This window comes from Pseudomonas sp. 8 R 14 (assembly GCF_900005955.1).
GTDB lineage: Bacteria > Pseudomonadota > Gammaproteobacteria > Pseudomonadales > Pseudomonadaceae > Aquipseudomonas > Aquipseudomonas marginalis.
This window is the reverse complement of the sequence record NZ_CVTH01000092.1, coordinates 277,569-299,458: the sequence shown is the minus strand read 5'-3', so window position 1 is coordinate 299,458 and position 21,890 is coordinate 277,569. Positions and strand designations below refer to the sequence as shown.

Genomic DNA, 21,890 nt, shown 5'->3' with positions numbered 1-21,890 from the left:
GCCACCTCAGCGCCTTTTCGATCCACACCGGGAGCCTAACCCCATGGCTGAAATTCTTGCGCTGCGTGACGCGGTGAAGCAATTCGTGAACGACGGCGACACTGTCGCACTGGAAGGCTTCACCCATCTGATCCCTACGGCAGCGGGTCATGAAATCATTCGTCAGGGCAAGAAAGACCTGACGCTGGTGCGTATGACGCCTGACCTGATCTACGACCAGTTGATCGGTGCCGGGTGTGCGCGCAAGCTGATTTTCTCCTGGGGCGGTAACCCGGGTGTAGGTTCCCTGCATCGCCTGCGTGACGCGGTCGAGAAGCAATGGCCGCAACCGTTGGAAATCGAAGAACACAGCCACGCCGACCTGGCCAATGCCTACGTCGCCGGCGCATCGGGCCTGCCGTTCGCGGTGCTGCGCGCCTACGCGGGTTCCGACTTGCCCAAGGTCAACCCGCTGATTAAGACCGTGACGTGCCCGTTCACCGGTGAAGTGCTGGCAGCGGTACCGTCGGTGCGTCCGGACGTCACCGTGATCCACGCGCAAAAGGCTGATCGCAAGGGCAACGTGTTGCTCTGGGGCATTCTTGGGGTGCAGAAGGAAGCGGCCCTGGCGGCCAAGCGCTGCATCGTCACCGTGGAAGAAATCGTCGATGACCTGAACGCGCCGATGAACAGCTGCGTGCTGCCGACCTGGGCCCTCACTGCGGTGTGCCACGTACCCGGTGGTGCCCATCCGTCCTACGCCCACGGCTACAACGAGCGTGACAATCGCTTCTACCAGGCGTGGGACCCCATCGCCCGCGACCGTGGGACCTTTACCGCCTGGATGGATGAATACATCCACGGCACTGCCGATTTCAGTGAATTCCAGGCCAAGCTGACCACGCAGCAGGAGGCCAAGTAATGGCTTACTCGACCAATGAAATGATGACCGTCGCCGCCGCGCGCCGCCTCAAGAACGGCTCCGTGTGCTTTGTGGGCATCGGCCTGCCGTCCAAGGCCGCCAACCTGGCACGCCTGACTTCGTCGCCGGATGTGGTGCTGATCTATGAGTCCGGCCCGATTGGCGCCAAGCCCAGCGTATTGCCACTGTCGATCGGTGATGGCGAGCTGGCGGAAACCGCCGACACCGTGGTGCCGACCGGCGAGATTTTTCGCTACTGGCTGCAGGGCGGGCGTATCGACGTGGGCTTCCTCGGTGCCGCGCAAGTCGACCGTTTCGGCAACATCAACACCACGGTGGTCGGTGATTATCATCAACCCAAGGTGCGCCTGCCGGGCGCTGGTGGCGCGCCGGAAATCGCCGGCTCGGCCAAGAGCGTGCTGATCATCCTCAAGCAGTCGTCCCGTTCGTTTGTCGACAAGCTGGACTTCATCACCTCGGTCGGCCACGGCGAAGGTGGGGATTCGCGTAAACGCCTGGGTCTGCCGGGTGCCGGTCCTGTCGGAATCATTACCGACCTGTGCATCATGGAACCGGAAGAGGGCACCCACGAATTCGTGGTCACCGCCCTGCACCCAGGGGTGACCCGCGAGCAAGTCGTAGCGGCCACCGGTTGGGCGGTTCGATTTGCCGAGCAGGTCAGCACCACCGCCGAGCCGACCGAGGTCGAGTTGACCGCCCTGCGTGACCTCGAAGCACGCACGGCCGCCGCCCACGGCCAAGCACCGGGAGAAGCCTGATGCGCGAGGTGTTTATCTGCGATGCGATTCGCACCCCCATCGGCCGCTTTGGCGGGGGCCTGTCCAGCGTGCGCGCCGATGACCTGGCAGCCGTGCCGATCAAGGCGCTGATCGAGCGCAACCCTTCCGTGGACTGGTCGGCCGTTGACGAGGTGTTCCTCGGCTGCGCCAACCAGGCCGGTGAAGACAACCGCAACGTCGCCCGCATGGCGCTGTTGCTGGCCGGCCTGCCGGAGAGTATTCCGGGGGTGACCCTCAACCGTTTGTGCGCCTCGGGCATGGATGCGATCGGCACCGCGTTTCGCGCTATCGCCAGCGGCGAAATGGAGCTGGCGATTGCCGGTGGCGTCGAGTCGATGTCCCGTGCGCCGTTCGTGATGGGCAAGGCTGATGCGGCGTTTTCGCGCAACATGAAGCTGGAAGACACCACCATCGGCTGGCGTTTTATCAATCCGTTGATGAAAGCCCAGTACGGCGTGGACGCCATGCCGCAGACCGCCGATAACGTCGCCGACGACTACCAGGTCTCCCGCGCCGACCAGGACGCCTTTGCCCTGCGCAGCCAGCAACGCACCGCCGCCGCCCAGGCGGCCGGATTCTTCGCCGAAGAAATCGTGCCGGTACGGGTCGCCCATAAAAAAGGCGAAACCGTGGTGGAGCACGATGAGCACCCCAGGGATACCACCCTTGAAGCCCTGGCCAAACTCAAACCGGTCAACGGCCCGGACAAGACCGTCACCGCCGGCAATTCCTCGGGTGTGAATGACGGCGCGGCCGCGCTGATTCTGGCGTCTGCCGAAGCGGTTAAAAAACACGGCCTGACTGCCCGCGCCCGCGTGCTGGGCATGGCCAGCGCCGCTGTCGCGCCACGGGTGATGGGCATGGGCCCGGTGCCGGCGGTGCGCAAGCTGGTGGAGCGCCTGGGCCTGGCCGTCACTGACTTCGATGTGATCGAACTCAACGAAGCCTTCGCCAGCCAAGGCCTGGCGGTGCTGCGTGAACTGGGCATCGCCGACGACGCACCCCAGGTCAACCCGAACGGTGGCGCCATCGCACTGGGCCACCCCTTGGGCATGAGCGGTGCGCGGCTGGTACTGACGGCCCTGCATCAGTTGGAAAAAACCGGCGGCCGTAAAGGCCTGGCGACCATGTGCGTGGGCGTCGGCCAAGGCCTGGCCCTGGCGATTGAACGCATCTAATAAGAGAGGACTGCTCCATGAGTGACAAGCCCGGTTACCGGCGCCCGCAAGCGGGCACTCAGCCTGATTACCTGCACCCGGCCTACCAGTCGACGAACCTGCGTTCGCCGTCCCAGCCGTTGGTGTTCCTGCCTCATTCCTTGTCGGAAATCACCGGCCCGACCATCGGCGCCGAACGCCTCAGCGAGAAGGACAACGACCTCACCGCCCAACACGACGGCGAGCCCCTGGGCGAACGCATCATCATTCACGGCCGCGTGCTGGATGAAAACGGCCTGCCGGTGCCGGGCATCCTCGTGGAGATCTGGCAGGCCAACGCCGCCGGTCGCTACAACCACAAACGTGACCTGCACGATGCGCCGCTGGACCCGAACTTCACCGGCACCGGGCGCACCGTCACCGACGCCGATGGCTGGTACCAGTTCCAGACCATCAAGCCCGGCGCCTACCCGTGGGGCAACCACCACAACGCGTGGCGCCCGGCGCATATCCATTTTTCGCTGTTTGGCCCGAGCGTACTGACGCGCCTGGTGACGCAGATGTATTTCCCCGGCGACCCGCTGCTGGAATACGACCCGATCTACAACTGCGTACCGGATACCAGCGCCAAGGAACGCCTGATCGCCCGTTTCGATCTGGAAAAGACCATTCCTTCCTATGCCCTCGGCTACCGCTGGGACATCGTCCTGCGCGGCCGCGACGCCACGCCGATGGAGAAATGAGATGACACTCAACGCGACCACGTCCCACACCGTCGGGCCGTACTACCACATCGGCCTGACCTGGCTGAACCGCGAAGACTTGACCGTCGCCGCCACCCTTGGCGAGCGCGTGGCGATCAGCGGGCAAGTGGTGGACGGCAACGGTGATGTTGTCAACGACGCCATGCTCGAAGTCTGGCAGGCCAACGCCGCCGGCAAGTACGACCACCCTGAAGATGAGCAGGACAAGGCGCTCGACCCGAACTTCGAAGGCTTTGGCCGGGTGCCGGTGGATGCCGAAGGGCGCTTCCGCTTTACCACGATCAAGCCGGGCAGCGTGCCGGGCCTGCAAGGCACGACCCAGGCGCCGCACCTGGTGGTGCTGGTGTTTGCCCGTGGGCTGGTGAAGCACCTGCTGACGCGGATTTATTTCGAGGGCGAGGCGTTGAACGGGGACGACCCGTTACTGGCCTGTGTGCCTGCCGAGCGGCGCGGCACGTTGATTGCCAAGCGGGATGCGGCGGGTGTACATCAGTGGAATGTGATTTTGCAGGGCACAGATAAGGAGACGGTGTTCTTCGATTATTGATCGGTAGCAGCGGTAAGTTTCAAGCTGCAAGCTACAAGGAAGAGCAGTGACCGCGTCGGTTTTTCTCTTGCAGCTTATAGCTTGCTGCTTGCAACTACCTCCGGTTGTTGCAAAGTATGTCTAGGCTATAACCGTTCCCACTGAGTGAAAAACCATGACAACAACCACCAGTCACTACACCGGAGAAGAGCGCAGCAAACGGATCTTTGCGATTGTCGGTGCCTCCTCCGGCAACCTGGTCGAATGGTTCGACTTCTACGTCTATGCCTTCTGCGCCATTTACTTCGCCCCGGCGTTTTTTCCGTCGGATGACCCCACGGTCCAACTGCTCAACACCGCTGGCGTGTTCGCTGCCGGCTTCCTGATGCGCCCCATCGGCGGCTGGCTGTTCGGCCGGGTCGCCGACAAGCACGGACGCAAGAATTCGATGATGATCTCGGTGCTGATGATGTGCGCCGGCTCCCTGGTCATCGCCTTTTTGCCCACCTACAAAGACATCGGCGCCTGGGCCCCGGCCCTGCTGCTGGTGGCGCGGCTGTTCCAGGGCCTGTCGGTGGGGGGCGAATATGGCACCACCGCCACCTACATGAGTGAAGTCGCGCTCAAGGGCCAGCGTGGGTTTTTTGCCTCGTTCCAGTACGTGACCCTGATCGGTGGCCAACTGTTGGCGGTGCTGGTGGTGGTGATCCTGCAACAGATCCTCACTGAGGAAGAACTGCGGGCCTGGGGTTGGCGGATTCCGTTCGTGATCGGCGCCATTGCCGCGGTGATCTCCTTGTTGCTGCGCCGTACCCTCAAGGAAACCACCAGCAAGGAAATACGTGAAGACAAGGACGCCGGCAGCATCGTCGCGCTGTTTCGCGACCACGGCAAAGCGTTCGTTACGGTGCTCGGCTACACCGCCGGCGGCTCGCTGATTTTCTACACCTTCACCACTTACATGCAAAAGTACCTGGTGAACACCGTGGGCATGCACGCCAAGACGTCGAGCTACATCATGACCGGCGCACTGTTCCTCTATATGTGCATGCAGCCGCTCTTCGGTATGTTGGCGGACAAGATCGGCCGACGTAATTCGATGCTCTGGTTCGCAGGCCTTGGCACCCTGTTCACCGTGCCGATCCTGCTGACCTTGAAAACCGTCACCAGCCCGTTCCTGGCGTTTGTACTGATCACCCTGGCCCTGGCGATTGTCAGCTTCTACACCTCCATCAGCGGGCTGGTCAAAGCGGAGATGTTCCCGCCTCAGGTGCGCGCTTTGGGCGTGGGGCTGGCGTATGCGGTTGCCAACGCGGTGTTTGGTGGTTCGGCGGAAGTCGTCGCGCTGAGCCTGAAATCCATCGGCATGGAAAACACCTTCTATTGGTACGTCACCGCGATGATGGCGGTGGCCTTCCTGTTCAGCTTGCGCCTGCCGAAACAGGCGGCGTACCTGCATCACGATTTGTAAGGGATGAGTTATGACACTGCGCACGAGCAATCAACTGTTCGACGCTTACTTCACTGCTGACAGCATGGCCGAGGTGTTCTGCGACCAGGGACGCCTGCAGGGCATGCTCGATTTCGAAGCCGCGCTCGCCCGGGCGCAGGCCCGGGTCGGGTTGATCCCGCAGGCGGCCGTGGCGCCGATTGCCCAGGCCTGCCTGGCGTCGCTGTACGACGTGGATGCCCTCGGTGTGGCGATTGCCACGGCGGGGAATTCGGCGATTCCGCTGGTGAAGGCGCTGGGCAAGTTGATTGCCAGCGGGGATGCCGGGGCCGAGCGCTACGTGCACTTGGGCGCGACCAGCCAGGATGTGATGGACACCGGGCTGGTGCTGCAACTGCGCCGGGCCCTGGGGTTGATCGAAACGGATCTGGCGCGTCTGGGCGATGTGCTGGCCGCCCAGGCCCAGCGTTATGCGACGACGCCGTTGGCCGGGCGTACTTGGTTACAACACGCGACGCCGGTCACCCTGGGGATGAAGATTGCCGGTTGGCTGGGCGCGGTGACGCGCAGTCGCCAGCGTTTGAAAGAACTGCAACCGCGTTTGCTGGTGCTGCAATTCGGCGGCGCGTCCGGGACGTTGGCGGCACTCGGTGAACACGCCATGCCGGTTGCCGAGGCGCTGGCGTCGGAGTTGCAACTGAGCTTGCCTGAACAACCCTGGCACACCCAACGGGATCGTCTGGTGGAGTTCGCCTCCGTCCTGGGCCTGATCGCCGGCAGCCTCGGCAAACTGGGTCGCGATATCAGCCTGCTGATGCAAACCGAAGCGGCCGAAGTGTTCGAGCCGTCGGCGCCCGGCAAGGGCGGTTCGTCGACCATGCCGCACAAACGCAACCCGGTGGGCGCCGCTGTGCTGATCAGCACCGCCACGCGCGTGCCCGGCCTGGTGGCGACGATGTTCAGCGCCATGCCCCAGGAACATGAACGCAGCCTGGGCCTGTGGCACGCCGAATGGGAAACCTTGCCGGAGATTTGCCGCCTGGTGTCCGGGGCCCTGAAACAAGCGCTGCTGGTGAGCGAAGGGTTGGAAGTCGACCCCGGACGCATGGCCCACAACCTCGACCTGACCCAAGGGCTGGTGCTGGCCGAAGCCGTCAGCATCGTGCTGGCTCAACGCCTGGGCCGGGAAACCGCGCACCACCTGCTGGAGCAATGCTGCAAACGCGCCGTCGCAGAAGGGCGCCACTTGCGCGCGGTGCTGGCGGACGAACCGCAGGTCACCGCCGAGTTGTCCGCCCCTGAGTTGGACCGCCTGCTCGACCCGGCCCACTACCTGGGCCAGGCGCACACCTGGGTCACTCGCGCTGTCACCGAACACTTTGCATTGACCGCCTAAGGAGAACGCTGTGGCTTTCGTACAACTCGCCGAGGGCGAACTGCATTACCAACTCGATGGCCCCCTGGACGCACCGGTGCTGGTGCTGTCCAACTCGCTGGGTACCGACCTGCATATGTGGGACATCCAGATCCCGGCGTTTACCGAGCATTTCCGGGTGTTGCGTTTCGACACCCGTGGCCACGGCAAATCCCTGGTGACCGAGGGACCGTACAGCATCGAGCAGTTGGGCCTCGACGTGATCGCACTGCTGGATGCGCTGGATATTCAGCGTGCACATTTTTGCGGGCTGTCCATGGGTGGCTTGATCGGCCAATGGCTGGGGATTAATGCCGGTGAGCGCCTGCAGCGCCTGGTGGTGTGCAACACCGCCGCCAAAATCGGCACGCCGGAGATCTGGAACCCACGGATCGAGATGGTCCAGCGTGATGGCGCGGCGGCCATGGTGGCCTTGCGCGATGCGTCGATTGCGCGTTGGTTCACCGCCGATTTTGCGGCAGCCAACCCGCACCAGGCCAAGCAGATCACCGACATGCTTGCCGCGACTTCGCCCCCAGGTTACGCGGCCAACTGCGCCGCCGTGCGTGATGCCGATTTCCGTGAGCAGTTGTCGAAGATCAAGGCGCCAACCCTGGTGATTGCCGGCACTGAAGATGCCGTCACGCCACCGGCCGGTGGTCACTTTATCCAGCACCATGTGCAGGGCGCCGAGTACGCCGAGTTCTACGCGGCGCACCTGTCCAATGTGCAGGCCGGTGCTGCGTTCAGTGATCGGGTTATCAAATTCCTGCTGGCCCGCTGAGGCCGCTGTTGTGGCAACTGGCTTGTTGTGGCAAGTGGGCTTCCTGTGGTGAGCGCGCTTCTTGTGGTGAGCGGGCTTCCTGTGGTGAGCGGGCTTGCCCCGCGTTGGGGCGCGAAGCGGCCCCAAATCAGGCGCCACGGTCTGTCTGAAATAATTCGGCGTCCGTATTGGGGCTGCTTCGCAGCCCAGCGCGGGGCAAGCCCGCTCACCACAAGAAGCCCGCTCGCCACAGGTCATCGAGTTGAAATCTTATTGAACCAGGAGTTTTTTGTGGACGAGAAACAACGTTATGCCGACGGCCTGCAGGTGCGCCGCGAAGTGCTGGGCGATGCCCATGTCGACCGCAGCCTCAACGCGCTGACCGAGTTCAACAGCGAGTTCCAGGACATGATCACCCGCCACGCCTGGGGTGACATCTGGACCCGCCCCGGGCTGCCTCGCCACACCCGCAGCCTGATCACCATCGCCATGCTGATCGGCATGAACCGCAGCGAAGAACTCAAGCTGCACCTGCGCGCCGCCGCCAGCAACGGCGTTACCCGTGCCGAGATCAAGGAAGTGCTGATGCAGAGCGCGATCTATTGCGGGATCCCGGCGGCGAATGCAACGTTCCACCTGGCTGAATCAGTGTGGGATGAACTGGGGGTAGAATCCCGCCCGCCGAAGTAACAGGCTCAGGCCAGCCTTGTCGTGTAGACCCTCTTGCGCAACGGAAGCCCCATCTCTTCTTTCAGGCCGTTTTCGGTAAATTCCCGTGGATTGGTGGTGGTTTTCGCGGTGCTGGGGTCGCCGTCGAAATCAACCGGGGGGACTGCCGTTTGCAGACCGATCGCCTGCCGCTCTATGTTGGGTTCGCGTTCCTGGTGAGTGTCGGGTGTTGCAGTTTCTCCCTTTAGATTTTGACCTGTGGCACCCGCGAATGCGTGTCCCCTCTCATGAGCGAGGCTGGTGATCGGGGGAGATCTGTCGTCATACATATACATCGGGTTGTAATTGATCGTGCCCAGGTCAGCCGTTTCTCCCGGTTCACCCTCCACGATGTAACCCAACTGTGAATCGGTCAGTGATTCGACGTCGCCGCCTGCTTGAAGATACCGTTGAATGGCTTGGGTGTTGAAGCCGTAGGTCATGTCATCACGGGTGTCCAGCTCGCGCAGGGTGACTGGCGCGTTGTTGCGTGCCGCCAATTCGTCCTCTTTCTTCAACGACTGCTGGCCTATGGGCGACATTCTCAATAGCTCCAGATCGTCTTCGACCCGCTGTCTGAACTCGGCGGAACCCTCGACCAGATAGGCTGTTTTGCCGGCGTCACTGGGCGTTACATCAAACCTGCGTGAGCTGAGTGAGCGGATCACATTATCCGAAGGTTTGGCGTAGATAACCGTGTTGTCATGGTGAGACCTCACGTTGTTATGACCTCTGCCGGTGTAAATGACCGAGCTGCCAAGACTGACCATCAGGTTGTCACCACCGCCACCGTGCATCACGGTGTGGCCATTTTTGGCGATCATGAAGTCATGACCACGACCTCCATCCATATGCACGATTCGACCGACAGGTCCTTCCAGGGCCTGCAGACGGTCATTACCATTGCCGCCATAAAGCGCACTGCTACCACTGCCCGCGACCAGCGTGTCGTTGCCTTCTCCGCCCGATGCGACTCCACGGCCCTTGCCCATTTCGATAAAGTCGTCGCCCGCGCCGCCCTTGATTTGGGTGGTACCACCACCGCCACGGGCGTAGTCGTCACCGTCTCCGAGGTCGATCCTGATGGGCGTCGTCACGTCCGGAGCCACCACCACACAGTCGTTGCCGCCGTGGGTCTTGATATACAGGGGCTGGACCATGCCCAGCTCGGGGCGATTGAGCAGCTCAAGGGTGTAGGCTTTATCGTTGACGGTAGCGAGCAGCTTTCCATCGGAGGTACGGGTGATGTTCACCCGGTCTGCACGGTTGCCGGTTTCCAATACGATTTGACTGAATATTGTGCCGACGTCGCCGTTTTGTGCGGCGCTGAATTCAACCTCCTGGGAGATTTTTACGTGTTTGTCCTGAAACAGGACCTCGCTGTTTACGTAGCTTTTGTGTCCCAGGGCGACTTCGGGAGACGGCCGGGAGGAGGGAGTCAGGGCATCGGAGTCAGGGCGTTTGTATTTGATGTGGACGGGGGGTTCTGGCGTTGCCGGTGATGGGCTGTTGGTGTAGTTCGTCAGCACGGGCATGGACGCAGAGATAGTCATGGTTGGACTCGATCGTGGTTGGCGGGCGTTCCTTTGAGTGGCGGGAGGGGAAATGCTGTTCCAAGGAAAAAGCAGTCAAACGCTGTCTTGATATTGCATGCCTTAAGAACGGCCTGGAGTTAATGGGAGTCGGCGTCCCACACCCAATTCCACACGCCCGGCAGATGCACTGCTTCATTCACGTCTTTGACCGTACGCGCCAATGCCGCGCGTTGCAGGGCGGCCGTATCGGTGTAGAACGGTTCGGTTGCGGTCTTCATGCCATTGACTCGTGCGCTGTCCAGCAGGATCTGCAGGTATTCCTGCATATGCCGCGCGGTATAGCGGTTGATATCGTGGAAGGTCACCACCACCGGAATCACACCGTCCACCGTCGGTAGCTCCCCCAGCGCGATGCGCTCGCGCACCACCGACAGTTGTCGATACAGGTTGGCGCGGCGCCTTGGGCTGCCATTGAAGCCCCAGATCTTGCCGTCATTGGCGCTCAGGTCGGTCAGCAGGACCTGCATGTCATGGCGCTGGTAGGCGGCGAAGGTGCGCCGGTCGTAGTTCCAGAACGGCGGGCGGACCAGCACGGGCGGCGCGCCGGTGATCGAGGCGATATCGCTCGCGCCCTGACTGAGGGTGCGTTCCAGCTCGGCATCATTCAGCCAGCGGTGGTTGGTATGAAAGGTCGTGGCAGTGTGAAAAGCCAGCACATGCCCGCCGGCGTATTCACGCTCCATCGTCTTGCGCCCCCGCGAGCTGCCGCCGGAACGCGACGATTCGGTCTGCAGGAAGAACACCGCCTTGATCCCCGGCAGCACCGGGTTGTGCGCCAGGTCGGCGATCACTGAACGGCTGGGGTTGTCGTAGCCCGAGGCGCTGGGGCCGTCATCGAAGGTCAGCAAAAAACGGATCGGCGCCTGGGCTTGCAGGCGTTGCTCGGTCTGCGCGGTCAGGGCAATGGGCGCGCCGATACAGCCGCTGAGGCTCAAGGCCAGGGCCAGCACGGCGGATGCGATGGCAAAGGATTTCATGGTGTGCGCAGGCTCGGATAAGAGGCCGCTGCTGGGCGGATCAGCAGCGGCAGGCGCGCACGATACAGTAAGTGCGGCGCCGGATTACAGCAGACTTATCGGGTAACTGACGATCAACCGGTTTTCATCGAACTCATTGTTGCTGTAGTCGCGGCGCATGCTCGAATTGCGCCAGCGCACCATAAGGTTTTTCACCACGCCGCTCTGTACGGTGTAGCCCAATTCGCTTTCGCGACCCCATTCCTTGCCGTCGGTGATGGTGCCGGTGTGCACGTTGCTGCCGCTGATATAGCGGTTCATCAGGGTCAGGCCCGGTACGCCGAGGGCGGCGAAGTTGTAGTCGTGGCGCACCTGCCAGGATTTTTCCTCGGCGTTGTCGTAACTCGAGTTGTAGCTGTCGTTGGCCAGGGTGCCGCCGCTGGTGCCGTTGACGCGCATCCACGCGCTGTTGCCGGTGAGTTTTTGCAGGCCGACGTAAAAGGTGTTGCCGCCATACTTGGCCGAGAACAGACCGGACCAGGTTTTGTTGTCCAGGTCGCCGGCGCGGGCGCTGCCGTCGTCCTTGCCGTAGAAGAACCCGAGGTTGGCGCCCAGGGTCCAGTCGCCCAGGGGCTGGCTGTGGATCAGGTTGACGAACTGCTGGCTGTAGATGTCCTTGAGCTGGGCGTTCCACACGCCGACCTGGGTGCGTTTGTCGTTGAAGGCGTACTCGCCGCCCTGGAAGTTGAAGCGGTCCGAGGTGAACGCGGTTTTGCCGACCATCGACATGTCCGACATGCTGCTGTCGTCGCGCGGGCTGTTGGCGCGGAACTGGCCGCCGTACAGGGTCAGGCCGTCGATTTCCTTCGAGGTGATCTGCCCGCCGCGCAGGGTTTGCGGCAGGGAGCGGCCATCGTCGGCACGCAGGATCGGCAGCACCGGCATCCATTCGCCGACCTTCACTTCGGTCTTGGAAATACGCGCCTTGAACGCCACGCCGAGACGGCCGAATTCATCTGCAGGGCGGCCATCGTGGTCCAGCGGCAGCAATTGGGTGCCACCGGTACCGCGCCCGCCATCGAGCTTCAACGAGTACAGCCCGAGCACATCCACACCGAAACCGACGGTGCCTTGGGTAAAGCCGGACTTGGCGTCGAGGATGAAACTCTGTGTCCACTCCTGCGCGCCACCCTGGGTTTTGGTGGGGTTGGTGAAATTGCGGTTGAAGAAGAAATTACGCAGGTTGAGGTTGGCGCTGGCGTCCTCCAGAAAACCGTGTTCTTCGGCGACGACGGGCATGGCAAGACTGGCGATAGCGGTGGCCAGCAGGAGCCGGCGCGGGTGAAAAGTGCTCATGGTGGTGGACCTGTTGTTATTGGGTTTATGCAGGTGGCGGCCATGGTGCGGGGCGGTGCGGGGGCGGTTCAATCGGGGCAGGGCGGGTTGTGGGCGATGATCGAACGCAAGTTGCCGGGCGCACAGGCCCGGCCTCGGCATTGCGGGGTTATCGCTTGGGCAGGTCGAAGTGGGTCCAGGGCACAGTCGGCAGGTAGTGTTGCGCAGCTACGATCAGCGCCACCATCACCACCAGGAACACCCCTTGCAGAGGGCTCCAGAAGGCCCAGTGCAGGCCGTTCAGCCAGGGGTAGCCTTCGGCGAACTTCTGGCTCATATGACCGATGCGTTTTTTGTGCAGCAGGTTGATCAGCAGCGCGCCGGCATAGGTCACCGCACCCAGTACACCGAGCATCAAGCCGCAGGCCACCAGCATGATCGCCTGCGGTACGCCGTGGCGAATCACCAGCCAGTAGTCGTTGGGGTTGATTCGCTTGGGGATCAGGTACTGGCTCAGCCACACATCCAGCACCCGATAGGTTGAACTCATCCCGGCCCACATTTGGGTGACGCGAAAGCCAACGGCCGCCGGCACGAACGCCATCAGCATGAAAATGACCAGCGACATCCCGTCCATTCTGTCTGGCTTATCGTGGGCGATGCTCAGGCCAAGCCCCAGGGCGAAGACGGCCCATAGCCGGATAAACACCTGGGTGTAGATCGGCCGGGGCACGAATTTGCGCCAAAAGAACAGGTCTGTTTGAGGCAGGCGCTCGACCAGTTGCGGATAGCGCCAGGTCAGTGTTTGCGCCAGGTGCTGGCAGGCGTTCCACTCGTTCTCGCCAAACCCATCGATCAGGCGTTTGTGTTGCGTGGCGGACATCGGCGTCAGCAGCAGGCGCGCGGCCAGGGCATCGGCTGATGTGCGCCGCGTGTCCTGGGCCTTGTCCTGCAAGTTGGCGTAGAAACTTTCCTGCTCGCAACGCGACACCAATTCGCGCCACATCCACGCCGGTTCCGGGTAGACGCCTTTCTGGTCGTCCCAGCCGAATGCCTGGCACACCCGCTCGAACAGCGGCACGCTCCACTGGGTGTCATGCAGCAGGTGCAGGACGATGCGCTGCCACTGCTGTTGCAGGTCGAACACCCGGAGCCAGGGTTGGTCGTTGTACTGCGTGAGCTGGGTGATGAACTCGCGCTCGGCCTTTTGCTCCAGCAGTTCCTGCAGGGTGCGGCGGTAGTCTTGCAGCAGCTCGCCGGTCAGCGCTTCGTATTGCCAGGACGTCATCGCCACCTGCTGCCAGGGGGTCAGCCATTCCAGGTGTTGCGCGGCCCAAGCGGCGATGGCGCTGCGTTCGCCCGGTGCTTCGAAACAATGGCGCAACAGGCCGGCCTGGAACGCATCGGTGCAGCCCTGTTGCCGAGCCTGGGCCCAGCGCTCGTCGAGGTTACGCGCGTTAAGGCCGTCGAGCAGTGCCTGGGCCGGGTCCGGTGTGGGGGCGTCGAAGGGCGCCGGGCTGACGGGGCTGATGTCCAGCAGTTCGGCCAGGTCATTCAGGTTGGCGTAGGCCGCTTCGGCCACGGGCGCCTGGACGGGTTCTGCCTCTTCGTTATCCGCTCGCCAGCGTGCTTCATTCAGCGCGTGTTCATAGGCCTCGCGCAGGCGTTGGAAGCCTTGGGCGTCGTCGTCCGGGCGGCAGTTTTTCAGCAGACGCGCATAGCTGCGCTTGATGGTGCGCTCGTCGGCGTCCTCCGGCAGTTGCAGTACGGTCCAGCAATCCATCGGTGTGCCCTCAGCGCCAGAACCCGTTGTCGAGTTGCTCAAGTTGACGGCTCAGTTCGCTGCGGGCGTCGCGGATGCGGCGTTCGTCCTGGGTGTCGAGTACCTGCTGGAACTGCGCCGCCCAATGGCCGAGCTGTTCGCGCAGCTCGCCGAGGTTTTCCTGGTAGAGCCGTTCGAGGCGGGCGACGAGCACGGTATTGACCTGCTGGTCGCGTGGGTGGACCTTCAATTGCGCCAGGGCCTGCAGGCGTTGCTGGATCTCCTGCGGGTTGAGCACGCCGGGGTTGTTCTCGATCACCAGCGAATGCTGCTCGCCGGTCAGCGGGATATTCACCTGGGCTTCCAGCAGGCCGTTGTTGTCGTAGGTGAAACGCACGTCCAGGGAGACTTCACCGGCCTTGCGCTTGGGCACCGGAATATCCAGTTGGCCCAGCTCGATGTTGTCTTTGACCAGGCGGCTTTCGCCCTGGTAGATCTTCAGCAGTACGTGGGCCTGGTCGTCGTGCAGGGTGACCACGCTTTTGACCCGGCTGACCGGCACGCTGCTGTTGCGTTCGATCAACGGCAGGTAATGGCCGCTTTCGATATGGCCGCCGTATTGGTTGGAGGTTTCGATGCCCAGGGTGTAGGGGCAGACGTCGGTCAGCACCACTTCTTCGAGGGCCGCGGAACGGGCCTTGAGGGCGGCCTGGATCGCCGCACCGTGGGCGACCACCTGGTCGGGATCGAGGCTGATGGAGGGAAAGCGCCCGAACAGGCCGGCGGCGAGTTTGCGCACCAGCGGCATGCGTGTGGTACCGCCCACCAGCAGGATTTCATCCAGGTCGCCGACCCGAATCCGTGCATCGCGCAGGGCGCGTTCGATCGGCGCGCGCAGGCGTTCCAGCAGCGGCGTGTAGAGCTTGGCCAGTTCCTGTTGGGTGATGGTTTTCAGCCATTGCTGGCCGTCGACACGCAGGGCGAACTCGGCGCTGTCGTCCTGGCCCAGGGCTTTGCGTACGCGCTCGGCTTCGCGGCGCAGGGCTTGCAGCACCGTGCTGGTGGGCGGGAAACCCGTGGCGTTACGTTGGCTGTCGACAAAGTGTTCGAGCAACAGGGTGTCGAAGTCTTCGCCACCGAGAAAGTTGTCGCCGGCGCTGGCACGCACTTCCATTACCCCATCGAACAGCTCGATGATCGACACGTCGAAGGTGCCGCCGCCAAGGTCGAAGACCAGGAATGAGGTTTCTTTATCCCGCTGATGCAGGCCGTAGGCCAAGGCCGCGGCGGTCGGTTCGTTGATCAGTTTCTCAACGCTGAGCCCCGCCAGTTCACCGGCGATGCGTGTGGCCTTGCGTTGGCCGTCGCTGAAATAGGCGGGCACGCTGATCACCGCGTCGGTGACGGTTTGACCGTAGGTACGCTCGATGTCCTCCTTGAGGCTCTTGAGCACCAGGGCAGAGAGTTCTTCGGGGCGGAACGAGCGGTCGCCCAGGCGCACTTCGGTGGCGCTGCCCATGTAGCGCTTGAACAGCGAGGTGGTCAGGTGCGGGTGGGTGTGCAGGCGCTCCTTGGCGGCCTGGCCTACCAGGACACGGCCTTGGTCATCCAGCCCGACCACGCTGGGGGTCAGCAACTGGCCCAGGGCATTGGGCACCATTTCGGCGGCATCGCCGCGCCAGACGGCTGCGAGACTGTTGGTGGTCCCCAGGTCGATTCCTACGATCATTACGACAAGCTCCCTCTGTGGTCTGTAAGAATCTGTTACCAATTTTACCCTGAAAGCTTGAGCGGAAAGCAAGGCGGGAGACTGTTCTTACAAGCGGGCTTATTGTAGTTGGCAGGCTTGTTGTGGTGAGCGGGCTTGCCCCGCGCTGGGGCGCGAAGCGGCCCCAAATCCTGCCAATGCGTTCTGCCTGAAAGAACGTGGCGCCTGCATCAGGGCCGCTTCGCGCCCCAGCGCGGGGCAAGCCCGCTCACCACGGAGAGTGTCCAACCTGTCAGCCTTATGCTTAACCGCTTCTGCGTCTACTGTCAGGGTTGACAGTAGATGACCCGTTTTTGAAAGCCTATGTTCAAGGCGGTGGCAGTATTTTTGCTGGTGCTCAAGGGAGAAGTGCTCATGAGCTTTGGAACAGAAATGGGTGAGTTTTCAACCTCGTCGAATACGTTCAACGCGGACCTGATCTTTGGGAATAAAAAGAAGATCCCGATTACATTCGACACATTCGAGTTGATCTATATCGAGGGTTCTCAGTTTTTCATTCGTTTAGGGTTTGAGGGCAATCCGGGGTCCAGAAATGAACTGACTCTTGAGGCTAAAGAGTTGAAAGCAGGCCAGACCTACCCGATCCGGCCGCAAGACCCTGGAATCAGGGCAACCTTTGCCTTCGGAGCACGCATCGAGTATTTCCCGGCGGAATATTCGGGGTTCCTGACCGTTGACCGTCTTGAATACAAGGACGGCCATCTGGCGCTGAGCATGCAGTTCTCCATCTACTTCGAGCCACAGGGCAAGGGCGATATGGAAGTTGTTTGCCATGCCCTTCAAATCACCTGCGCGTTAGCAAACCACCGCGCAACGGGTAAGTTTGTACCCAAGCACCGAGCGCAAGCGAAGGTTCCAGTTTTTTGTGAGATCGACGCCAGTGTCGATGGTAGTTATGACCCCATCGACCTGGGTGATGTATTTTTCGTGATCTACTCAGACTCGAGTTATTTTATTCAGTGCTTGCCCCGTCATGGAGGTGATCGTGCGTCCCTTGAGTTTGCAGGGAGTGCCTTGAAAACCTTTACTGATTATCCAATCACAGCGCCTGGGGGGGCGCCAGAAAGTGTTGATACGCTTCTTATTATGCGGCCTGAATTCTCATACGGGTTTTCTGATCCGACGGGTACATTCCGCGTAAGGCGCACTGAAGATTCAGAGGAAGGGTTCTGGTTTATCGCTGAGTTTAATTTCTCACTCACTGCCCGCAACGCCGATGGAAGAGAAATCGAATATAAAATTACGAGCCTTAGGTTTCAGGTGCAAGTCAGTGAATTGAGAACTTAACCTTGGCACCCAGCCTTTAAAATATCGCGGGCCATAAAAAACCGCCTCCTGATAAGGGAGGCGGTTTTTGTTTATTGCGGCGCTATCAGAACAACTTCAACGCCGGTGCTTCTTCTTTCAACGGCTCGTTCTTCGCGGTCTGCTCGTTCCAGCCGCCGCCGAGGGCCTTGTACAGGTTGACCTCGCTGGTCAGCTGCGCCAGGCGGTCGGTGATCAGCGATTGCTGGGCACTGAACAGTTGGCGCTGGGCGTCGAGGAAGGTCAGGTTGCTGTCGACACCGATGCGGTAGCGACGCTCGGCCAGGCGGTAGTAATCCTGGTTGGCCGCGACGAAGCCACGCTGGGCCTCCAACTGCTGCTTGTAGGTCTCACGCGCGGCGAGGCCGTCGGAGACTTCCTGGAAGCCGGTCTGGATCGCCTTCTCGTAGTTCGCCACGTTGATCTCTTTCTGGATCTTCGAATAGTCCAGGCTGGCGCGCAGGCTGCCGGCGTTGAAGATCGGGATGTTGATCTGCGGGGCGAACGACCAGGTGCCCGAACCGCCTTTGAACAGGCCGCCCAGGGTAGGGCTGGCGGTACCGGCGCTGGCGGTCAGGCTGATGCTCGGGAAGAACGCTGCACGGGCCGCACCGATGTTGGCGTTCGCGGCCTTGAGGTTGTACTCGGCCTGCACGATGTCTGGACGACGTTGCAGCAGGTCGGAGGGCAACCCGGCTGGTACGTCGCTGAGCAGGTCATCCGACAGCGGCTTGCTGGCGATATTCGCCGGCAGGCCGGTGCCCAGCAGCAGGGTCAGGCTGTTTTCGTCCTGGGCCACCTGGCGGGTGTAGCGTGCCAGTGCCACGCGGGCATTTTCCACCGAGGTGCGCGCCTGGCTGAGGTCGAGGGCCGAAGCCACGCCGACTTCATTGCTGCGCGAGGTCAGCTTGAAGCTCTGCTCGTACGCGCCGAGGGTGTCCTGGGTCAGCTTGAGCAGTTCCTTGTCGGCCTGCCAGGTCAGGTAGGCATTCGCCACGCTGGCCACCAGGCTGATCTGGGTGCTGCGCCGTGCTTCTTCAGTGGCGAAGTACTTTTGCAGCGCTTCTTCACTCAGGCTGCGCACACGACCGAACAGGTCCAGTTCATAAGAACTGATCCCGAGGCCGGCCGAGTACTGGCTGGTGATGGTCGATTCGCCGGTCTGTGACAGCTTGGCCGGGGTGCGCGAACGGCTGCCGCTGCCCGTGGCCGATACGGCCGGGAACAGGTCGGCACGCTGGATCTGGTACTGCGCCGCATACGCGTCGATGTTCAGCGCCGCGACACGCAGGTCACGGTTGTTCACCAGCGCGGTCTGGATCAGCTGTTGCAGGGCAGGGTCATGGAAAAACTGCTTCCAGCCCTGCTCGGCAGCGGCCTGGCCCGGCGCCTGGGCCGACGAATACGCCGGCCCCTGTGGGAACTGAGCTGCCACCGGCGCTTCAGGGCGCTGGTAGTCAGGGATCAGCGAGCAGCCACTGAGCACGAATGCGGTGACGGCTAAGGAAAGTAGCGACTTGCTCATTGGCCAGCCTCTTGAGGAGTTTGCTTAGGTTCAGTCTTGTTACGTTCGCCCATGGCGGACACGCTCGCGAAGAACAGTGGCACCCAGAAGATCGCCAGCACCGTGGCCGTGATCATACCGCCAATTACACCGGTACCGATTGCGTGCTGGCTGCCTGAGCCGGCGCCCGAGGAGATCGCCAGCGGCAACACGCCGAGGACGAACGCCATGGAGGTCATGATGATTGGCCGCAGGCGCATCCGCGAGGCCTCGATGGCCGCCTCGACGATGCCTTTGCCTTGCTCGTGGAGTTCCTTGGCGAACTCCACGATCAGGATGGCGTTCTTCGCCGCCAGGCCCACCGTCACCAGCAAGCCCACCTGGAAGAACACGTCGTTGGACAAGCCGCGCATGCTGGTGGCGATCAACGCACCCACCACGCCCAGTGGAACCACCAGGATCACTGCGATCGGGATCGACCAGCTTTCGTACAGCGCCGCGAGGCACAGGAACACCACCAGCAGCGACAGCGCATACAGTGCCGGCGCCTGGGAGCCGGACAGGCGTTCTTCATACGACAGGCCCGTCCAGGCGTAGCCCACACCCGCCGGCAGCTCCTTGGCGATGCGTTCGACTTCGGCCATGGCGTCACCGGTACTGTAGCCCGGTGCCGGGGTACCGAGGATTTCCATCGCCGCTACACCGTTATAACGCGAGAGCTTCGGCGAGCCATAGATCCACTTGCCCGAGGCGATGGCCGACAACGGCACCATCTTCCCGGAGTCGCTGCGCACGTACCATTTGTTCAGGTCTTCCGGGGACATCCGGCTGGCGGCTTCACCCTGCACGTAGACTTTCTTCACCCGACCACGGTCGATGAAGTCGTTGACGTAGCTGCCACCCAAGGCAATCGCCAGGGTCTGGTTGATGTTGGACAGCGTGATGCCCTGGGCGCTGGCCTTCTCGTCGTCGACGGTGAGCTCGTATTGCGGCTCATCGTTCACGCCGTTGGGGCGCACACCGGCCAGGATCTTGCTCTGGGCAGCCATGCCCAGGAACTGGTTACGCGCCGCCATCAGCTTTTCATGACCGACACCGCCCTGGTCTTGCAGGAACACGTCGAAACCGGTGGCGTTACCGAGTTCCAGTACAGACGGCGGCACAATGGCAAACACCATGGCGTCCTGGAAGGTCTGCATGAAGTAACCCTGGGCACGCTTGGCAATCTCGAACACCGAGGTGGACGAGTCGCGCTCATCCCACGGCTTGAGCATCACGAAGGCCAGGCCCGAACTCTGGCCACGACCGGCGAAGTTGAAGCCGTTCACGGTAAACACCGATTTCACGCCTTTGCCTTCGCCTGGTTCGCCTTCCTTGTCATTGAGCAGATAGGCGCGCATGTCGTCGATGACTTTTTGCGTGCGTTCAGCCGAAGAACCTACCGGGGTCTGCACCTGGGCAAAGATCACGCCCTGGTCTTCATCGGGCAGGAACGCAGCCGGGATGCGCATGAACAGCCAGATCATGCCGGCGATGATCAGGGCGTACACCAGGAACGCCGGGATCTTGTGCTTGATCATGTTACCCACGCCGCGCTCGTAGCTCAGTACGCCACGGTCGAAGGTGCGGTTGAACCAGCCGAAGAAACCACGCTTGGGTTGGCCGTGTTTTTCCGGGTCGATCGGCTTGAGCATGGTGGCGCACAGGGCCGGGGTGAAGATCAGGGCAACCAGTACCGACAACGCCATGGCCGAAACGATGGTGATGGAGAACTGTTTGTAGATCACACCGGTGGAGCCGCCGAAGAACGCCATCGGCAACAGTACCGCCGACAGTACCAGGGCAATACCCACCAGGGCGCCCTGGATCTGGCCCATGGACTTGACCGTCGCCTCTTTCGGCGACAGGTGCTCCTCGGCCATTACCCGCTCGACGTTTTCCACCACGACGATGGCGTCATCCACCAGCAGGCCGATGGCGAGGATCATGCCGAACATGGTCAATGTGTTGATGGTGAAACCGAACGCCGCGAGGATCCCGAAGGTACCCAGCAGTACCACCGGTACGGTCATGGTGGTGATGATGGTGGCGCGGAAGTTCTGCAGGAACAGGAACATCACCAGGAACACCAGCACGATCGCTTCGATCAGGGTGTGCACCACACCGGAGATCGATTCGGTCACGACCGGGGTGGTGTCATACGGCACCACCGCCTTCATGCCAGGCGGGAAGAACGGTTCCAGGGACGCCACGGTGGCACGGATGGCCTTGGCGGTGTCCAGGGCGTTGGCGCCCGACGCGAGCTTGATCGCCATGCCGGAAGCCGGGTTGCCGTTGAACTGCGCGCTGATGCTGTAGTTCTGGCCGCCGAGTTCGATACGCGCCACGTCACGCAGGCGAACCTGGGAACCGTCGGCATTGACCTTCATCAGGATGTTGCCGAACTGCTCAGCCGTCTGCAGGCGGGTCTTGCCGATGATGGTGGCGTTCAGCTGGTTGCCGGGCAGGGCAGGCAGGCCGCCCAATTGACCGGTGGCCACCTGGACGTTCTGTGCCGAGATGGCCGTGCTGACATCCACCGGCGTGAGCTGGAAGTTGTTCAGCTTGGCCGGGTCCAGCCAGATACGCATAGCGTACTGCGAACCGAACACCTGGAAGTCACCCACACCTGCGGTCCGGGAAATCGGGTCCTGGATGTTGGAAACGATGTAGTTGGACAAGTCATCCTTGGTCATGCTGCCGTCTTCCGACACCAGGCCGATCACCATCAGGAAGTTCTTTACCGACTTGGTTACGCGGATACCCTGTTGCTGCACTTCCTGCGGCAGCAGTGGGGTCGCCAGGTTTAGCTTGTTCTGCACCTGCACCTGGGCGATGTCCGGGTTGGTACCTTGGTTGAACGTCGCGGTGATGGTCATGCTGCCGTCGGAGTTACTGTCCGAGGCCACATAACGCAGGTTGTCGATACCGTTGAGCTGTTGCTCGATGACCTGCACCACGGTGTCCTGCACGGTTTGTGCGGACGCGCCTGGGTAGGTTACCTGGATGTCGATGGCGGTTGGCGCGATGGCCGGGTATTGGTTGATGGGCAACTTCAGGATCGACAGTGCCCCGACCAGCATGATCACCAGGGCAATTACCCAGGCGAAAATGGGACGGTCGATAAAAAATTTCGACATGGA

General features: G+C 61.9%; 17 protein-coding genes. 10 read left to right on the top strand and 7 right to left on the bottom strand.

Features of this window, described 5'->3' with window-relative positions:
- Positions 1–43: 43 nt before the first annotated feature.
- The 9 genes from BFQ01_RS30985 to pcaC all read left to right on the top strand — a co-directional run bounded on the left by BFQ01_RS30985 (position 44) and on the right by pcaC (position 8,465).
- The gene (locus BFQ01_RS30985) at positions 44–901 is read left to right on the top strand and encodes a CoA transferase subunit A (RefSeq protein ID WP_065928284.1); all 858 of its coding nucleotides are present in this window, start codon (positions 44–46) and stop codon (positions 899–901) included.
- Positions 901–1,680: a CoA-transferase subunit beta gene (locus BFQ01_RS30980; RefSeq protein WP_065928283.1), complete on the top strand. Its 780-nt coding sequence runs from the start codon at positions 901–903 to the stop codon at positions 1,678–1,680. The genes BFQ01_RS30985 and BFQ01_RS30980 overlap by 1 nt, the downstream gene beginning before the upstream one ends.
- Positions 1,677–2,879 carry a 3-oxoadipyl-CoA thiolase gene (gene pcaF, locus BFQ01_RS30975; RefSeq protein ID WP_176718774.1) on the top strand — a complete coding sequence of 401 codons (1,203 nt, stop codon included), beginning with the start codon at positions 1,677–1,679 and terminating at the stop codon, positions 2,877–2,879. The genes BFQ01_RS30980 and pcaF overlap by 4 nt, the downstream gene beginning before the upstream one ends.
- Before the next feature lie 17 nt (positions 2,880–2,896).
- Positions 2,897–3,601 carry a protocatechuate 3,4-dioxygenase subunit beta gene (gene pcaH, locus BFQ01_RS30970; RefSeq protein WP_065928281.1) on the top strand — a complete coding sequence of 235 codons (705 nt, stop codon included), beginning with the start codon at positions 2,897–2,899 and terminating at the stop codon, positions 3,599–3,601.
- Position 3,602: 1 nt separating this feature from the next.
- Positions 3,603–4,169 carry a protocatechuate 3,4-dioxygenase subunit alpha gene (gene pcaG / locus BFQ01_RS30965; protein WP_065928280.1) on the top strand — a complete coding sequence of 189 codons (567 nt, stop codon included), beginning with the start codon at positions 3,603–3,605 and terminating at the stop codon, positions 4,167–4,169.
- Between the two features lie 154 nt (positions 4,170–4,323).
- Positions 4,324–5,619 (top strand): MFS family transporter, encoded by a 1,296-nt coding sequence (locus tag BFQ01_RS30960; protein WP_065928279.1) that lies wholly within the window; start codon positions 4,324–4,326, stop codon positions 5,617–5,619.
- A gap of 10 nt (positions 5,620–5,629) precedes the next feature.
- Positions 5,630–6,994, top strand: a complete 1,365-nt coding sequence (locus BFQ01_RS30955) for a 3-carboxy-cis,cis-muconate cycloisomerase (protein ID WP_065928278.1) — start codon at positions 5,630–5,632, stop codon at positions 6,992–6,994.
- A gap of 10 nt (positions 6,995–7,004) precedes the next feature.
- On the top strand, positions 7,005–7,796 hold the full coding sequence (pcaD, locus tag BFQ01_RS30950) for a 3-oxoadipate enol-lactonase (RefSeq protein ID WP_065928277.1): 792 nt from the start codon (positions 7,005–7,007) through the stop codon (positions 7,794–7,796).
- 270 nt (positions 7,797–8,066) lie between these two features.
- Positions 8,067–8,465, top strand: a complete 399-nt coding sequence (pcaC, locus tag BFQ01_RS30945) for a 4-carboxymuconolactone decarboxylase (RefSeq protein ID WP_065928295.1) — start codon at positions 8,067–8,069, stop codon at positions 8,463–8,465.
- A 5-nt stretch (positions 8,466–8,470) separates the two neighbouring features.
- Here pcaC and BFQ01_RS30940 read toward each other — a convergent pair whose 3' ends face one another.
- The 5 genes from BFQ01_RS30940 to BFQ01_RS30920 all read right to left on the bottom strand — a co-directional run bounded on the left by BFQ01_RS30940 (position 8,471) and on the right by BFQ01_RS30920 (position 15,860).
- Complete coding sequence (locus BFQ01_RS30940; RefSeq protein WP_083244961.1) at positions 8,471–10,036, bottom strand: M91 family zinc metallopeptidase; 1,566 nt, start codon at positions 10,034–10,036, stop codon at positions 8,471–8,473.
- Between the two features lie 119 nt (positions 10,037–10,155).
- Positions 10,156–11,055: a polysaccharide deacetylase family protein gene (locus BFQ01_RS30935; RefSeq protein WP_065928276.1), complete on the bottom strand. Its 900-nt coding sequence runs from the start codon at positions 11,053–11,055 to the stop codon at positions 10,156–10,158.
- Positions 11,056–11,139: 84 nt separating this feature from the next.
- Positions 11,140–12,390: an OprD family porin gene (locus tag BFQ01_RS30930; protein WP_065928275.1), complete on the bottom strand. Its 1,251-nt coding sequence runs from the start codon at positions 12,388–12,390 to the stop codon at positions 11,140–11,142.
- Between the two features lie 148 nt (positions 12,391–12,538).
- Positions 12,539–14,152, bottom strand: coding sequence for a J domain-containing protein (locus tag BFQ01_RS30925; protein ID WP_065928274.1), 1,614 nt, complete (start codon positions 14,150–14,152; stop codon positions 12,539–12,541).
- 10 nt (positions 14,153–14,162) lie between these two features.
- On the bottom strand, positions 14,163–15,860 hold the full coding sequence (locus BFQ01_RS30920; protein WP_065928273.1) for a molecular chaperone HscC: 1,698 nt from the start codon (positions 15,858–15,860) through the stop codon (positions 14,163–14,165).
- 342 nt (positions 15,861–16,202) lie between these two features.
- Here BFQ01_RS30920 and BFQ01_RS30915 point away from each other — a divergent pair, with 342 nt between their 5' ends.
- Positions 16,203–17,186 (top strand): hypothetical protein, encoded by a 984-nt coding sequence (locus BFQ01_RS30915; RefSeq protein ID WP_065928272.1) that lies wholly within the window; start codon positions 16,203–16,205, stop codon positions 17,184–17,186.
- A gap of 85 nt (positions 17,187–17,271) precedes the next feature.
- Here the strand turns inward: BFQ01_RS30915 and adeC are convergent, their stop codons facing one another.
- Together adeC and BFQ01_RS30905 are read right to left on the bottom strand one after the other, a co-directional pair.
- Positions 17,272–18,729: an AdeC/AdeK/OprM family multidrug efflux complex outer membrane factor gene (gene adeC, locus BFQ01_RS30910; protein ID WP_065928271.1), complete on the bottom strand. Its 1,458-nt coding sequence runs from the start codon at positions 18,727–18,729 to the stop codon at positions 17,272–17,274.
- Positions 18,726–21,887, bottom strand: coding sequence for an efflux RND transporter permease subunit (locus tag BFQ01_RS30905; protein WP_065928270.1), 3,162 nt, complete (start codon positions 21,885–21,887; stop codon positions 18,726–18,728). Before BFQ01_RS30905 ends, adeC begins: the two co-directional genes overlap by 4 nt.
- Positions 21,888–21,890: the final 3 nt, after the last annotated feature.